The 15,354-nt window shown below is 61.6% G+C and carries 13 protein-coding genes; 6 read left to right on the top strand and 7 right to left on the bottom strand.

The features are described from left to right. Window positions 1-33: 33 nt before the first annotated feature. On the top strand, window positions 34-3,039 hold the full coding sequence (locus VGD45_RS33590; RefSeq protein WP_331159781.1) for a TonB-dependent receptor domain-containing protein: 3,006 nt from the start codon (window positions 34-36) through the stop codon (window positions 3,037-3,039). Between the two features lie 73 nt (window positions 3,040-3,112). Here VGD45_RS33590 and VGD45_RS33585 read toward each other — a convergent pair whose 3' ends face one another. The 4 genes from VGD45_RS33585 to VGD45_RS33570 all read right to left on the bottom strand — a co-directional run bounded on the left by VGD45_RS33585 (window position 3,113) and on the right by VGD45_RS33570 (window position 8,324). Beyond that, entirely contained in the window at window positions 3,113-5,362 is a 2,250-nt protein-coding gene (locus tag VGD45_RS33585; RefSeq protein ID WP_331159780.1) for a tetratricopeptide repeat protein, read from the bottom strand. Then, on the bottom strand, window positions 5,363-7,144 hold the full coding sequence (locus VGD45_RS33580; RefSeq protein ID WP_331159779.1) for an ATP-binding protein: 1,782 nt from the start codon (window positions 7,142-7,144) through the stop codon (window positions 5,363-5,365). 103 nt (window positions 7,145-7,247) lie between these two features. Continuing rightward, the gene (locus tag VGD45_RS33575) at window positions 7,248-7,631 is read right to left on the bottom strand and encodes a hypothetical protein (protein WP_331159778.1); all 384 of its coding nucleotides are present in this window, start codon (window positions 7,629-7,631) and stop codon (window positions 7,248-7,250) included. A 93-nt stretch (window positions 7,632-7,724) separates the two neighbouring features. Beyond that, entirely contained in the window at window positions 7,725-8,324 is a 600-nt protein-coding gene (locus VGD45_RS33570) for a TetR/AcrR family transcriptional regulator (RefSeq protein ID WP_331159777.1), read from the bottom strand. Between the two features lie 346 nt (window positions 8,325-8,670). Here VGD45_RS33570 and VGD45_RS33565 point away from each other — a divergent pair, with 346 nt between their 5' ends. Genes VGD45_RS33565 through VGD45_RS33555 form a run of 3 tightly spaced genes read left to right on the top strand, consistent with a single transcriptional unit; the run spans window position 8,671 to window position 11,391 of the window. Beyond that, window positions 8,671-9,531 (top strand): alpha/beta hydrolase, encoded by an 861-nt coding sequence (locus VGD45_RS33565; protein ID WP_331159776.1) that lies wholly within the window; start codon window positions 8,671-8,673, stop codon window positions 9,529-9,531. Beyond that, entirely contained in the window at window positions 9,528-10,760 is a 1,233-nt protein-coding gene (locus tag VGD45_RS33560; protein WP_331159775.1) for a carbohydrate porin, read from the top strand. Before VGD45_RS33565 ends, VGD45_RS33560 begins: the two co-directional genes overlap by 4 nt. A gap of 46 nt (window positions 10,761-10,806) precedes the next feature. Next, window positions 10,807-11,391 carry a GNAT family N-acetyltransferase gene (locus VGD45_RS33555; RefSeq protein ID WP_331159774.1) on the top strand — a complete coding sequence of 195 codons (585 nt, stop codon included), beginning with the start codon at window positions 10,807-10,809 and terminating at the stop codon, window positions 11,389-11,391. A gap of 139 nt (window positions 11,392-11,530) precedes the next feature. Here VGD45_RS33555 and VGD45_RS33550 read toward each other — a convergent pair whose 3' ends face one another. After that, the gene (locus VGD45_RS33550) at window positions 11,531-12,193 is read right to left on the bottom strand and encodes a TetR/AcrR family transcriptional regulator (RefSeq protein ID WP_331159773.1); all 663 of its coding nucleotides are present in this window, start codon (window positions 12,191-12,193) and stop codon (window positions 11,531-11,533) included. A gap of 151 nt (window positions 12,194-12,344) precedes the next feature. Between VGD45_RS33550 and VGD45_RS33545 the strand changes: the two genes are divergently transcribed. Then, a complete protein-coding gene (locus tag VGD45_RS33545; RefSeq protein ID WP_331159772.1) occupies window positions 12,345-12,782 on the top strand; it encodes an ester cyclase in 438 nt (145 codons plus the stop codon). A gap of 152 nt (window positions 12,783-12,934) precedes the next feature. Next, a complete protein-coding gene (locus VGD45_RS33540; RefSeq protein WP_331159771.1) occupies window positions 12,935-13,780 on the top strand; it encodes a ketopantoate reductase family protein in 846 nt (281 codons plus the stop codon). Window positions 13,781-13,815: 35 nt separating this feature from the next. Here VGD45_RS33540 and VGD45_RS33535 read toward each other — a convergent pair whose 3' ends face one another. Then, complete coding sequence (locus VGD45_RS33535) at window positions 13,816-14,697, bottom strand: LysR family transcriptional regulator (RefSeq protein ID WP_331159770.1); 882 nt, start codon at window positions 14,695-14,697, stop codon at window positions 13,816-13,818. A gap of 96 nt (window positions 14,698-14,793) precedes the next feature. Further along, window positions 14,794-15,294, bottom strand: coding sequence for a hypothetical protein (locus VGD45_RS33530; protein WP_331159769.1), 501 nt, complete (start codon window positions 15,292-15,294; stop codon window positions 14,794-14,796). Window positions 15,295-15,354 lie beyond the last annotated feature (60 nt).

The raw sequence follows: 15,354 nt of genomic DNA, 5'->3' as shown, positions 1-15,354 counted from the left end.
CTCACAACAACGCTCAGATAGGGGGACTCGACAATGCCAGCATCTCGCTCACTTCGCGCCTCGGTGCTCGCGGCGCTCGCCGCCGCTTCGCTGTCGGCCGGCCCAACATTCGCTCAGGACCAGACAGCGAATCAGGCCACGCCCACGCCGGCCAACGAGCTCTCCGAACTCTCCGAGCTCGAGACCGTGCTCGTCACCGGCACCAGCATTCGAGGCGCCGTACCGGTCGGCTCCAACATGGTTGCCGTGGGCCAGGACACCATTGAAAAGACCGCCGCGATCAACCTATCGACGCTGGTCAACACGGTGCCTGCGATCTCGACCTCGGGCTCGCTCGCCCAGGGCGAGAATGTCTTCTCTTATTATTCTCCACAGATTCACAGTCTCGCCGGCTCCTCATCCAACACTACGCTGGTGGTGGCCGACGGCCTGCGCATTCCCGGCGGCGGCACGCAGTTCAATCAATCCGACCCGAACATCATTCCGATCTCGGCGATCCAGCGCGTCGAGGTGCTGGCCGACGGCGCTTCGTCCGTCTACGGTTCCGACGCTGTCGCCGGCGTGGTGAACTTCATCACCCGCCGCACCTTCGACGGCTTCGAAAGTAACGTCTCGTACGGCTTTGCGGACGATTACGACGCTCTGGATCTGAACATGATCTGGGGCCACACGTGGGACACCGGCGGCGTGTACTTCGCCAGTCAGTACAACACCTCGAGCGAGCTGATGGCGCGCGATCGCGATTTCAGCAGCCGCGGCGACTATCGCCCCACCGGCTCGAACAACAACAGCTTCCAGTGCAGCCCGTCGACCATGACGGTGACGGGAGTATCGGGCGGCGCCGTGCCCTCCGGCGTGTTCCTCTCGCCGGACGCCTCGAGCGCCGTGCCGAACACCCCCAGCAACGCACCGTGTAACAACTCAGTTTACGCCACGCTCGTGCCGGAAGCGTACCGCTTGAACGGCCTGGTGAAAATCGTCAACGACTTCAGCGACCGACTGACGGTGGTCGGCACGGTGAACTTCAACAGAACCAAAGGCGAATCGGCGCAGGCGCCGGGGGGTTTGACCAGCGTGACCGCGTTCGGACCAGGTGTGGGCGCACCGGGTCAAACAAATCCGTTCTTCAGAGCGCCGGCCGGCGCGCCGAATGCAAATCGCGAAAGCATTACGTGGCTCGCGCTGCGCGAGGATGGCAACTACGGCATCGCTGAAACGCAAGCGGACGTGGCCTACGCCACATTCAACGTCAACTACGAGCTCGGCAACGACTGGTCGGTGTCTCTCGAAGACGGGCTCGGGTGGAACCGCTCGGCGGGCAACGCGATCAATACGTTCTGCGCCACCTGTGCGACACTGGCTCTGAACGGTACGGCGCAAGCGAACGGCAGCACCACTGCGTCCTCCATCGCCGGCCAGAACGTCATCGCCCTCAATCTGCCGCTCACCACGAGCAACGCGCTCGATGTCTGGAATCCGCTGGGCTCGAATCTGACCTCGCCGACGGTGCTGCGTTCGATTTATTCGGCCAACACCGAGAACACCAATTACAACACGACCAACCAGACGCGGCTCACTTTCCAGGGGCCGGTCTTCAACATGCCGGCCGGCGAACTGAAGGTCGCGGTGGGCGCCGAATACTTCTGGCATGAACAGCAGCAGAAGATCTCGGGCAGCAACAACACCGGGCCCACCAGCACCGGCTCGACCTTCCGTGTCTACAACTACGATCGCAGCGTGAAGTCGGCGTTCGCCGAGGTGCTGATCCCCGTGATCTCATCCGAGATGGACGTACCGTTCGTGCACGGACTCGACGTGAATATCTCCGGTCGCTATGACGAGTACTCCGACGTGGGCGACACGAAAAATCCCAAGTACGCGTTCAACTGGGACATCACCGAAGGCTTCCGGGTGCGCGCCAACTATGCCAGCGCTTTCGTGGCGCCGCCGCTGGCGGTGATCGGCGATTCGACGCAGGGCTTTCTGTATGCATCGGGCAGCGTGGGCCCAACGGGCACCATCAACGTTCCGGTCGCAAACTATCCCGAAGTCGTCAACGTGCCGGGCGCCGTGGTACAGAATACCAACACACCTTGCACGGCCTCCTCGGATGTTTGCACCATCGGCCAGGGCAACCTCGCGATGCGTCGGCAACTCGGCGGCGGGTTCAGCAACATGGTGCCGCAGAAGGGTCGCAGCTGGTCGGTGGGCTTCGACTTCGCCCCCGAGTGGCTGCCGGGCTTCAACAGTGCGGTCACGTTCTTTCATAACAAATTCATCGGCGGCGTCAGCTCGCCGAGCCCTACCGCCATCGTCAACAACCGTGGGCTCAACAACCTGCTGACCATCTGCCCGAGCGGATGCACCGAAGCGCAGATCCTCGAGTTCGCGAACGTGGCGAACGGCGCAACCATCTCGGGCGCGATCCCGTCGACGGTGTATTACATGATCGATCAGAGCTCGCGTAATGCGCTCAATCTGCTGCTCGAGGGCATCGATGCGACCTTCGCCTACGAATTCTCGGTGGGCGCCTTCGATTTCACGGTGGGAGACTCGGCATCGTACTTCACGAAGTACACACAGAACTTCGGTGGCGGCACGGAGTTCGACATCCTCGACACGTCCGGCTTCAACACCACGTTTCCATCGGTGCGATTCAAACATCGCGCGCAGTTGGGCGTGGCATGGAACGACTTCTCCGCCGACCTGTTCTGGAATCACACCGGCAGCTACAAGAACTGGTCGTCCACCAGCGTCAATCCCATCATCGTCCAATCCGGCATCCCCACCGGCGGCGGCGACGACGTGGACGCCGACAACACGTTCGACTTGAACCTCCAGTACACGTTCGGCAACGGCAGCAGGTTCAACGGCTGGATCGTGTCGCTGAATGTCCGCAACCTCACGGACGAGGAGCCGCCGTTCTACAACGGCAATACCTCCGGCATCTTCGGCAATGCCGCGGGTTGGGGCTACAACGGCTTCGTGTCCAACCCCTTGGGTCGTTTGGTCACGCTTGCCATGCGCGCTCGCATGTGACGGGAGGATTCGAGCAGAGCGGCCGCCCGGCATCGCCGGGCGGCCTGAGCGATGACTGATCGCCGCTTTGACGTTATAGCTGCACCTGATCGGCCCACTGTTCCTGCCGCGCCAACTGTTCAGCCATGCCCAACTCTTTCAGCAGTCCGCGATAAGTCATGGGCCCGAGCCAGTTTGTTGTGCACGACTGCACGCAGGCCAGCACCTCCGCCGAGGTCACCTCGCCGGGCACGGCCAGAAAGGCGTAGAGGCCGCGCACCGGTTCTTGTTCCGGGTCCACCTCGATCTGATATTCCTCTGAGCTGCGGATGGACAGCACCACGCCCAGCTCGCGCAGCGCCGCTCTGAGACCTTCCACAGATTCGTCACCGGGATGGACACCGTCGATGTCGTACACGCGGTAGCCTCCGGCACGCAATTGTTTGATTGGTCGAAAGCGCAGTATAGGGCGCTCATCGCTGCCCTGCTCCGGCGGCGGATTCAGCGACACAGGATCGAACAGGATCTCATCCCTAAACACAGATGGGACCGCCGGAGCCTGCATTTGCAGAATTCGCGCGACGACTGGGCTGATGCGCTCTGCGCGATGAGGAACTTCGCGGCCTGCTGCGTCTTTGAGAAGGATGTCGCAGTAGGCATAGGGCTGATCGATGGGACCTTCGCCCGCAAAATCGAACTCGAGACGGCGCGCGCTGTGTCGCACTTCGTCGAACCGGCCCAGCGCGGTGGCCACGACCATGCGCTCCCAGTCGACATCGCCAGCTTCCGGTTCGGACGCGACCAGCTCGTCGAGGATGGTGAGAGCCTCTTCGTAACGTTCCAAGTGACGGTAGACGACTGCCAGCTCGCTCGCGAGCACTGGAACATCCGGCTCGAGGCGTCGCGCAACCTCGAGCGCCGCGGCCGCTTCCTGCCAGCGCCGCTGGCCTTGATAAAGCCGAGCTTGATAGAACAAAGCGCGCGGCCGTCGTGCTTCGTCTATCTTTTGTACCAGCGAACGCATTGCCGCTTCATCGACGGCTGCAAGCAGCACGCGTAGCAACTGATCCAGTGCCGGGACCGATTCGGGATACCGCGCAACGAATTCTTCAAGCTCGGACTTCGCTCGATTGGAGAAGCCTGCTTCTCGATACGCCTCGCAACGAGCCAGCAGGATCGCTTCGCTGCTTGCCGCTTCCGTCGTGGCCTGTTGCAGCAACTCGAGATTGCGCTCTGGATTATCCGTGAGCGCGTCGATGAGAGAGGATTCCGCCATCGGTGCTGCCGCCTTGGGCGCGAGCGACCGTCGCTGCGTTTCCAGCTCTTCGATGATTCTCTGCGGGCGGCGAAGACGGGGCACGACTGCTTCGACTTCCTCCCAATACATCGTCGCCACGACCGAACTGCCGCGCGCCAAAGCAAGCTTCGCGGCCGCCATGCCGATCTCGGCCTGCTCGTAGAGCGCGCCGTGATCGCGCAACGTTGTGAATAATCTGCGTAACGTTTTGCCCAACTGGAAGTCGTTGCGTTCGGGAACGCGCTCGCAAAAGGCGATCTCGGCACGTAGCCATAAGATGTACTCGCTGGGCTTCAAGCCCAAGGGCTGCATCTGGATCGACACCGCCTCATCGAGCTTGCCGGCTACGGCAAGCTCGCGCGCATGGTGCAGACTGTGTCGCCTGCTCTCCTCCTCGTCCATTCCGCGGCAGCCCTCGGGATCCAGCAATGCCAGCGCCTCCTCATGCCGGCCTTGCCGCGCCAGTGCATCGACGAGATGCCATTTCACCTGCCACAACGTACCTTGTCCCGCCGTCGATGCCTTCTCCAGCTGAGTTCGGCAATAGCTTTCTGCATCCTGGTAGAGTCCGGCGTCCAGCAACGCTGCCGCATGTTCAGCGCTGATGCATTGAAAGCAGGGCCAGGTGACATCGATGCGCTCGATGGTTTCAGCGGATGCGGCCAGGCGCTCCTCCGCATAGCCGGGTCCATCGACGGCGCCGTAAGCGATGCAGACGTCTTGCGTGACGCAGACGCTTTGCGGACAAGCCGCGGTACGTTCACCGTGAGCGAAGTCGAGCAGATGAATCAGTTCTTCAAGGCCGCCCGTCACGTCACGGCGACGTACGACGCGGCTCTGCGCCAGCCAGTGCCGCAGATATACCTCCAGCCACGGATGATCGATGCTGCGGGCGAGCGCCAGGCCTTCGGGGATCAATGCCTCGGCCTCGAGTTGTTGGTCGCCGCAGATCAGCCCTGGCAACTCGTCGACGATGAACGCCAGGCGCTCGTGGCCTGCCTCGCGCAAATCGTCGCACGTTTGATAGACCCACTCCCAAATATCCACTCATCCCTCCTTGAGGACGTTCAGCAATGAATCGCCGAACGCGGTCATCGCGCCTTCGATGTCGTGCTCACCTTGGGCTCCCGAGGTGAGCGTCGCCAGCGGCTTGAGTAACGCCAGCGCGCGGCTGCGTTGCCGTTCAGAGAGATCGAACAGCGCGAGCACGACAGGGTTGGCCGCATTCACGTACATGCGCACGCTCGCATCGGCAGCGATCTTCTTCGTGAACTGCCGGGCCAGCCCGAGCACAGCCTGCCCGATGCGGCGATCGGCTTCGTCGCTGTCGAGACTTCGCTTGAGCTCGACGTCACGATCGACGACCAGCGCAAACGGCAGGAATGCCGGATCGAACCGCCGCACCAGCACCTGTCGGTCTGGCATGGCAAACCAGGCGCGCAATGATTCGCACTGTGCCTCGCCGAGATCGGCAGGTTTGAACAGGGTCTGGTCGCCGCCCTGCGTTCCGAGCAGCACGAGTTGACCTCGGCGGCTGCTCGTGTACCTCGTGCAGAAAGGTGCAGCTGCATAGCGCGTGCCGAGCACTACTGGCAACTTCAACGCACGCAACAGTATCGACTCGACGCCGGCGCGATCGCTCTGCGTGACGTAGATCTTGCCTTCGCAGCGATCCAGCAGAGCAGGAAGCGTGAAATCGCCTTCCGTCGTCGGCACGGTCACATCGTCCCCGACGAGCTTGAACAACTCTTCGTCGACGAGCGCCGCGCCCAACAACGCTTCGTTGTGCCGGAGAAGCACGCGGCGCCACGTTGCCGGCTCCTGCTCCGCGAGATCGAACAATGCGCGGATCAGGCACTCGCGCAGCGCCGTAGCGGTGCTTTGGTACATCTCATCTTTTCTGAGCGACTCGCGGCTGGCGGTGGGCTGCAAAACATTACTTTCTATCACCCCGCCGATGAACCCGGCCCATCGCGGCAACAAATCCCGCTCATCCTCACCGATCAGCATGCCTCGCACGAAGACGGAGATGTTGCGGTTATCGCTGGTCGCATAGCTGCCTCCGTCCTGAATCCACAGCAGGCCAGACAGCGCGTTATCGGGACTCGCCACTGGCGCCGTGGCAATTGGCTGAAAGACTCGCTCGAATCGCCGCGCGAACTCGAGCGACAGGGTCCGCAACCGCAAAGGACTCGTCTGCTTGGGCTGGCGCCACGGCGCACCGGCAATATTCACCGGTGTGCCACCGTTGAGAGAGACGGGATACTTGAGCAGGCAGCAGTATCGCTGCAGTCGGCTCAGCACCACCTGCGCATCTCCCAGCTCTGGAAACGCCGGGCGCAAGATCAGGCGAAGCTGCGTGCCGATAGGACGAGGCTCGGCGCGTTCGACGGTGTAGGTTTCGCCGCTGCGACTCACGAACCGGTGTGCAACCTCCGGCGTCTGGTAGGAACAGGTCCAGACTTCCACCCGCTCGCTGACCGCGAAGGCAGAAAGAAATCCGAGACCGAAGTAGCCGATCAAGCCTTCGGCGCCTTTTTCTCGCAGAGTTCGCGTGTACCCCGCGCCGACCGTAGCGAGGTACGAATGGATTTCTTCGGCAGTCAGCCCGGCGCCGTTGTCGGTGATGGTGAGCGTGCCCGGTGTGGCCGTCACCTCGATCGCCGGTTCGAAGCTATCGGGCGCCTCCAGCGATCTTCGGGTGCAGGAGTCATGCGCGTTCTGAACGAGCTCCCGGATGGCGACCTGCGGGGTCGAGTACAAAGCTTCGCCGAGCACGCGCATCAGGCCGGCGAAATCCACCTTGGTCTTCTGCAGACTGGCCGTCATGTTTCCTTGGGCCTCGGTCTTTGGATGTGAACGCGCAGTCTAAAAAGGACTGCCCGCCCATTCCATGATCCGGCGCAAAGAAATCGAGCGAGACCGGCCTGGCTCACTTGTTCAAAAAGACTTTGCCCAACACGGCGAGAATGGGGTTGGACAGCGAAAGCAAGGCGTTGCCGAGGGGTGGAATGAGTACCGAAACGATGCCACCGACGACCGAGCCTGCGGCAATGGACCTTGCCCACAAGCCATGCGATGCCGCGGCGGCGCTAACGAGAGCAACGAGACCACCCGCCGCGACTGCCCCTGCTCCGAAGTGCGCAAGGGGGGCCAGCGATTGCAGGAAGGCGCGCCAGGCGCTACCAGTCGAACCACTGAAAGCGATAGCAGAACCGACGATCACGAGCAGACCAACGAAGCAGAATGCGACGACGGCGCCGAGTAACACAGCTGATGTGATGAGCACTCGTTTAATGCGAACCGCGATATCCACGACGTTCTAACGCCCCTCGTGCGACCGCTTACTTGGTTTTGAGGATTGCTACGACGGCAGGGACCGTTTCTAACAACCAGTTCGCCCGCGCTGCTAATTCCGGCGCTTGCCGAACGTTTGTTCGACCGCCAGGGCGCACAAGGCGTGTAGTCGCTTCTTCGGCACTCCGTCGCGAGCCTGTACGGAGAGCCCATGCATCAGGGCCGTGAAGTAGTCGCCTAGCAGTTGCGGATCGGTTCCAGATGCCAACTCACCCTCGCTCACCGCCCGCTTGAGCCGATCGATGATCGAAGTCGTTTGCTGTTTGCGCCGTTTCGACAGCCATTCGCGCACCTGATCGTTCCCCGTGGCCAGGTTGATGGCCGCTGACACCACCATGCAGCCGCGCGGTCTTCCCGGCCTCGTATAGGTCTCCACGGCATCGCGCAACATCCGCTCGATTGCCTGTCGCGCAGTGGGCTCTTCCGCGAGCGCCCGACTGGCGAAGCCGCCCTCGCCGGACTCGTAGAGGCCCACCGCCTCCCGAAACAGATCCTCCTTCGAGCCGAACGCTGCATAGATTCTCGCCGATGCAATCCCGAGCGCCGAGACGAGATCCGCCATCGACGTGCCTTCATAGCCGCGCGACCAGAACTCATCCCGGGCGCGCGCCAACGCCTCGTCTCGATCGAACTCACGGGGTCTGCCGGCCATGCTCCGTCTCATTCTTTGTCATGCCACCAATAATCGACGTTGCGCGCCGCTTTTGCAAGAGCAGACAGGCTCCTGAGGCGTTCGCCCGCCCTCGATCGGGCGCGCAATTATCGCGTCATTTTTGAACGTTCGACAAATAATGCTTGACGGCCGGCCGAAGCCTCGGCAATTCTTTGTCGCCCGTTCAACAATGGATGAAACGCCGATGATGACGATCAAGAGATTCGCGCCCCGCCTGGTAGCAGCTGGAATCGCTGCTGCCTTACTCTCGAGCGCGATTGAAACAACTAACGCCAGCGCCCCAGGAATATCTGCTCCAGCAGGACACGTCGCGCTCGGAGCCGCGGTGGATAGCCGCTTCAGCGATCAATACGCAGAGATCGGCGATCTGAAGCTTCACTACGTGAGCGGCGGCGAGGGGCCGCCGGTGCTACTCATCCCTGGGTGGCTGCAGACGTGGTACGCATGGCGCAGCGTCATGCCGGCCCTTGCCGATCAGGGCTTCCGCGTCATCGCCGTCGATCCTCGCGGAATGGGTCATTCCAGTCGCACGGCAGCCGGTTACGACACCGGCCAACTCGCTCGAGATCTGCACTCGTTGATGCAGCAGCTAGGGCATCAGCGTTACTCCGTCGTCGGGCACGACATCGGGATGTGGATCGGCTACGCAATGGCGGCCGACCATTCGGCGGCAGTGGAGCGCGTCGCGCTCATCGAGGGCGGCATTCCAGGTCTGCTCAAACCGTCGCCGGAAGTGTTGATGCCGCAGGCGCAGAGCGCGTTCTTCTGGCAGTTCATGTTCAACCAGCAGCCCGATCTTCCAGAGCTGCTGATTCAGGGCCGTGAGCGCGCGTTCATGAGCTATCTGTTCGACAAATGGGCGTACCGACCCGAGCGCATCGCCCTCGATGTTTACGCTGAGACCTATGCCGTGCCCGGTGGCATTCGCTCGCAAATGGAGTATTACCGCGCGTTTCCAGAAACGATGCGCCAGGACGAGCAGCGCGCGAAGCGCAAGCTCACGATGCCGGTGCTCGTGCTCGGTGGCGATCATGGCGTCCGCGATCTACCGCAGACGATGTTGCGGCCGGTGGCTACTCAAGTACGCGGACGCGTGCTGCCGGGGTGCGGTCACTTTGCGCCCGAGGAATGCCCCGAAGCGTTGCTGACCGATCTGCTGCCCTTCCTGCAAGAAGGTCGGCGATGAGCTGCTCGCTACAATCCGCTCGCCTCGCCCTCGCCCTGGGCTCCACGCTGTGCACATCGACGGCGTGGACTCAGGACGCTCTGAAGCACGAGATCCGACAGCGAGGTATCGAACCACACGTAACTTATATATCCGAGGCGGCCGCCAATGTGACTGGCGGCGCCGACCGAGTACTGCGTGAGACAGGCGAGCTTGACGTCGGGGCTCGGCTCGATATGGACAAGCTCTTCGGTATTCGTGGCGGAACGTTTCAAGCCATGGTGACCTGGCGTCGCGGCGACAATCTCGTCAGCGACGCTGGGCTCGATACGCTTGAACTGGTGCAGGCGAACTACGGCCGTGGCCAGACCACGCGGCTCACGCAATTCTGGTATCAGCAGCAACTCGCGGAAGGCCGGGTGGACGTAAAGCTCGGCCGGCTGACGGCCGGTGAAGACTTCGCCGCGTTCTCGTGCGATTTCATGAACCTCGGTCTGTGCGGCGCGCGACCCGGCAGCGTGGTCAGCGACTATTGGTACAACTGGCCGATCAGCCAATGGGGCATGCGCTGGCGCTATCGTGTGACGACCGGCTATGCCCAAATCGGCGCGTTCGAAGTCAATCCGAAGAACCTGGAGGAGAATTTCACCATCGGTCGGTTCAGTGGCGCCACGGGCGTGCTCCTGCCGGTGGAAGTCGCATTCACGCCTACGCTCGGCGCGAGCCTCTTACCCGGCACCTACAAGTTGGGTGCTTGGTACGACACCTCCACGGCGGATGATGCCTTTCTCGATGTCGACGGTGCACCCCGCGCGCTCAGCGAGTTGCCTGCACTCCAACGGCATGGCCGCTACGGCGCATATGCGCAAATACGTCAGCAGCTGACAACGGACGGCCTCGCGGTATTCCTCAATGTCGTGCAGGCCGAGAAACGCGCGAGCAAACTTGATCGGCAGATCGGCATCGGCCTGACCTACACCAATCCGTCACCTGGCAGCGCGCTCGATGGATACGGCGTTGCCGTCACGGCGACGCACGTCAACAGTCGATTCGCACGATATAAACATCTGCTCGATCACGCCGAGCACGCTGCGGACACCGAATACCTCGCCGAGGCGTTCGTGCGCTGGGTGGTGGCGCCGTGGCTGACAGTGCAACCCAACGTGCAATATATCGTCGCGCCCGGCGGATACTCGGATCGCAGCGACGCTGGCATCATCGGATTACGGGTGACGGCTTCCTTCGATTGAGCAGCGCACGGCGGCTGCGCGCGAGCTCATCCAACGCTGGAAGTTCTTGCAGGCAGATTCGGAGGCAGCCATCGCGTGTCTTACTGATTTTACGTCTCTATCAAGCCCTCTTCTTTCGGGGCCAGACGGATGCACCATCGTCTACAATGGATATATTGAAGAAAAACCGCAGATCGACCATATGCGACTACGCCCCTATCAAACCAAGGACTGGCCGCGCCTGTGCGCCATTCACGACAGCGCTCGCATGGACGAGTTGCGTGCCAGCGGTCTCACCGAGGCCTTCCTGACGCTGGAGCAAGCTGCAGAGAATGAAGGGCTGTTTGAGTGCTCTGTGACCGTTGCGGAGGATGGCGAACGAGTGCTCGGGTTCGTAGCGATCAAGGACGACGAGCTGACATGGCTGTACGTCGATCCGGCAGCTTATCGGCGCGGCGTTGGCAGAGCCTTGGTGAGACATGCCATTGGTTCATGTAAAGGCACCATCTCGGTCGAGGTGCTGGTGGGAAACGAGCCGGCGCTCCGGTTATATCTTGCGGAAGGCTTCAAGATTCTGAAACGCGTGGATGGGCGGATGACCGGCAACGAAGCGTTCGCCGCATCGGGTTACGTGCTGGAATTGTGCCGATGACCGAGCCCAAAGAGCAGCGATGCATGCAGCCGGTGCGGGCAGGTGCCTGTGAAGACCGTTGCTAACAAACGCTTGCACGCGACGTGGGAAAGAAGCGCGGACTCTCCACGCATGTTTCTTGGTTGCCCGCGAACGGCGTCTATCTTGATCCGGCCCCAGCGACAAACCCGTCCCATCCAGCCATCGCGATTTCGGCTACACCCTGGAGTTCGGCTCTTTCGGCACCATCGCGAGCACGGATTGCCATCCCGCTCTGCACGGTCTGCAGGAATCTCGCGAGCTTGGTGATATCAAGGGAACTTGGAAGCTCTCCATCCTCAACCCCCTTCTTGAGACGGGCCGTGAGCAAGTCGAACGCGCCACCTCGCGTCGATCGCATCAAACTGGCGAGCTCGGCGTGACCATCGCTACCCACTGTTCCGAGCGTCACCATACAGCCGTGGGGAAGATTGCAATCCGCCCCCGTCATGGCAGCAGCCGAGTCATACAGAAAGGCCATCACGGCGTCGCGCGCCGTGGCAGCCTCGCGGAACCGCCCAAGCGTTAAATGCGCGTAGGTCGAGGAATAATGCCGCAACGCCTCGGCGTACAAATCGTCCTTCGAGCCAAAGGCGGCGTAGAGGCTGGTAGGACCGACGCCCAGTGCCTCAGTCAGGTCCGCGATTGATGTCGCCTCATAGCCCTTGATCCAAAACAGCCGCATGGCCTCCGCCAGCGCGGCTTCACGGTCGAACGCACGCGGCCGTCCGCGTCCACGACGGGCCGAAGCGGTACCCGATACACTCAGATCATTTTTCTGCATCGATCACTACATTATTTCATTGACGCTCATGCGCAGCGATCCTAAGATATACGTAACGATCACTGCATAAATAAGTTCGCGATGTGCAATCTTACGGGTAAACGAGCGCTGATGGCCGTTCCGGCTCGCCGATTCGAAAGAAGGAAAATCAATGTCAAACATCGATCTTAAGGATTTCTATGGCCGCTACATCGCTGGGCTCAACACTCGCGATTGGGACACTGTCGGCAAGCTGATTGCAGGCGATGTTCACGTGAACGGTACGGCTTACAAGCGTGAAAATGTCATCGCGGCGCTCAAAGGCATCGCCGATGCCGTGCCCGACTTTTACTGGACCGTCCACGACCTTTTCACAGACGAGAATCGCATCGCTGCCAGGCTTCAGGACACCGGCACTCCTGTAAAGCCGTTCTTGGGACATGAGCCCACCGGCGCTGCGCTCAACATCATGGAATATGGCTCATACCGCGTCGAAGACGGCCTATTCGTCGACATGTGGTTCTTGATCGACGCCACCACCGCAGGGGCTCAGCTGCGCAGCCAAGTCGGCACTGCTGGAGCGGACGTTGACCGGGAGTCGGTTGCTTAGAGTGATCAACCGTGTGGTTCTCGCACCGCTGGCCGGAAAGCGATTGTTTCCAAGGCGATGCCTGGCATCAGGTCGCGCTTTGCACGGGCGCAAAGCCACTTTCGACGCATGTGCATTGTGCGCCTTCACGCCCCGATGCAGTCTGTGGCGCCATGAAAATCGCAATCGTCGGGCCCGGCGCCATCGGCAGTACGTTCGCCTTCCAACTGTCCAAAGCGGGTCACGATGTCACCGTGGTGGCTCGCGGCGCTCGCCTCGAACAGATTTCACGGGATCGCGCCATCGTCCTTGACACCGAAGAGCGCTCTGCCGTCGCCGTCGCCACAGAACTCAACGCTGTTATCGAGTTCGACCTTGTACTCGTCACGGTGCTGGCGCCTCAGGTAGCGGCCGTTCTGCCCTCCCTCAGGGATTCCAGCGCGCGCAAAGTGATGTTCATGTTCAACACTTTTGAGATGATCGATCCGCTGTGCGAGGCGGTCGGCGCCGAGCGCTTCGCTTTCGGATTCCCTCGCGGAGTATTCACGCTAATCAAAGCCGGCCGCATCGCGCCGCAGATTCGTCGCGGCACGACGGTCAGCGATCCCGCCTGGGCACCCCTGTTCACTGCCGCCGGAATTCCCACCGTGGTCGAGCACGACATGCAGAGTTGGCTCCGCTCGCACGCCGCGATGGTCCTACCTCTCATGTCAATCGGGGTTCGATCATTTGCACGAGGCGCTGGCATCTCGTGGCGCGAAGCAGGACAGCACGCCGATGCGCTTTATGCCGGCATGCGCATCGTGCGTGCATTAGGAAACGACGTGCGCCCGCGTGTTATCGCTCAGCTCGAGCGACTGCCGCGCTTCATCCTGGCCGGATTGTTCTGGGCGATGAGCCGCACTCAGATGAGCCGCGATCTGGGAGCACTCGGCACTGCGGAACCCCGCATGCTCGCGGAAATGATGAGTGCGGCTGCGCCGGAGCTTGCAGCGCCGATCGCAGCGATTCGTCCGTGAGTCGACTTCGATCGCTTGCGGGCCCAACTTCCAGTTCACGCCAACGCGCGTCGAATCTCGGCCTCGATTTCGCGCACTACCACCCGGATGCGAGGCACGTTCTTCACCTCCCGGTGAAACGCGAGGAACACATCCACTGGCGGCGGCATCGCTTCCGTTTCGATACGCACCAGATCGAGCGTGGCGCCGTGTGCTTCGCCGAGGATGCCGAGCCCCATCCCTGCGACCACTGCTTCTTCTAACGCCGTAGGTGACGTCGAGCGCAAAACGAAACGCGTCGCTCCGTAGGCGCGCATCCACTGCTGCGTCGGCAGGCCATCGAGCGTGCGATCGAAAGCTATCCAGTCGTGCTGCCCGGCCAGGTCTCGGGGCAGCCGCGCTCCAGGCAGTCGGCGCTCCATATAGCTGCGAGCTGCGAATACCGCGACCCTCGCTTGCCCCATGAACTTCTCGATCACCGCAGCCGAGGTGGTACGCGCAATTCTAACGCCGATGTCGGCTTCGCGCCGGGCAAGATCCGCGAGGCGCGATTCTGATGAGATCTCCAATGCAAGCGCCGGATGCTTGTATTGTACGCGCGCAAGCACGCGGGTGAGCGGACGCATGAAGCCCTCGCTCGCGGACACGCGAACCGTTCCTGAAATGCGTTTGATATCCGGAGCACGACGCGAAGCCTCCAACTCGAGCTCCATATGCTCGCCGAGGGCGATCAAGCTGAGCGCGTCGGCTTCTATCGTGGCGCCAGTGCTCCCACGCTGGACGAGCGGCCGACCCAACGCGCGCTCAAGCGCTTGCAGCCGGCGTGCGACGGTGGAGGTCGCAATACCAAGGGCTTTGCCTGCAGCAAGGAAGCTCTTACCGCGATGAACGGCAAGCAGAACGCGAAGGTCGTCCCAGATCGGCGGATCGGCGTGCATATGGGCAATTCAACCACATGCGGGCCACTAACGCGATTTGGCACGCACGGAGCAAAAATCGTCGACTCGATGCCGCGACCTCTGCAACACCGCTCACTACAAATTCATAGGGAAGCTGGCACGCTGAGGCACACCGATGACGGCCAGTAAGATCAGCCAAACTGTAATGAGAATGCCCGCTGGGGCCAGTGCGCCCTCTGGCGCGATAGTCGCCACAAACGTATATCCGCCGAGCCATAGGCCGCCGACCATCCCCACGACGCGAATCGCCAGCGATGTGCTATGAAACGATGCGACGGCGACCCAGAGCCCGCCCAGGATATGGCCGCCCAGACGGACAGGATCCGCAATGTCGTGCGACACGTTGTTGATCAGCAAAGCGCCTGCGAGCACGTCGATGGCAAGCCAGCTGTAGCCTGCGGCTCTCGCCCACGTCGGTGCGTTCAGCAAGGGCACGAGTAGCAATAACGAAAGGTGGAACAAGATTCCTGGGTATTCGGCCCAGAGTGCTCCTGGATCGACAGCGAAGGAAACAAGCGGCGGAACAAAAAGAGCTGCGGAAAGCAATGCTCGGGCGCGGACGCCGAATATTGACAAAGGGGTCGCCCTCCATGGGTTGCTGCGTTGTAAGTCGACGCAAGTTTAATGGACAGCGCA

The organism is Steroidobacter sp., from assembly GCF_036402275.1.
In the GTDB taxonomy this organism is placed as follows: domain Bacteria; phylum Pseudomonadota; class Gammaproteobacteria; order Steroidobacterales; family Steroidobacteraceae; genus Steroidobacter.
This window is presented reverse-complemented; position numbering and strand designations above follow the sequence as displayed.

Excerpts from the sequence above, each read along its gene's own strand:
- VGD45_RS33590 (WP_331159781.1), top strand. The coding sequence starts at position 34 with ATGCCAGCATCTCGCTCACTTCGCGCCTCGGTGCTCGCGGCGCTCGCC.
- VGD45_RS33580 (WP_331159779.1), bottom strand. The coding sequence starts at position 7,144 with ATGACGGCCAGTCTGCAGAAGACCAAGGTGGATTTCGCCGGCCTGATG.
- VGD45_RS33570 (WP_331159777.1), bottom strand. The coding sequence starts at position 8,324 with ATGGCCGGCAGACCCCGTGAGTTCGATCGAGACGAGGCGTTGGCGCGC.
- VGD45_RS33560 (WP_331159775.1), top strand. The coding sequence starts at position 9,528 with ATGAGCTGCTCGCTACAATCCGCTCGCCTCGCCCTCGCCCTGGGCTCC.
- VGD45_RS33550 (WP_331159773.1), bottom strand. The coding sequence starts at position 12,193 with ATGCAGAAAAATGATCTGAGTGTATCGGGTACCGCTTCGGCCCGTCGT.
- VGD45_RS33545 (WP_331159772.1), top strand. The coding sequence starts at position 12,345 with ATGTCAAACATCGATCTTAAGGATTTCTATGGCCGCTACATCGCTGGG.
- VGD45_RS33540 (WP_331159771.1), top strand. The coding sequence starts at position 12,935 with ATGAAAATCGCAATCGTCGGGCCCGGCGCCATCGGCAGTACGTTCGCC.
- VGD45_RS33535 (WP_331159770.1), bottom strand. The coding sequence starts at position 14,697 with ATGCACGCCGATCCGCCGATCTGGGACGACCTTCGCGTTCTGCTTGCC.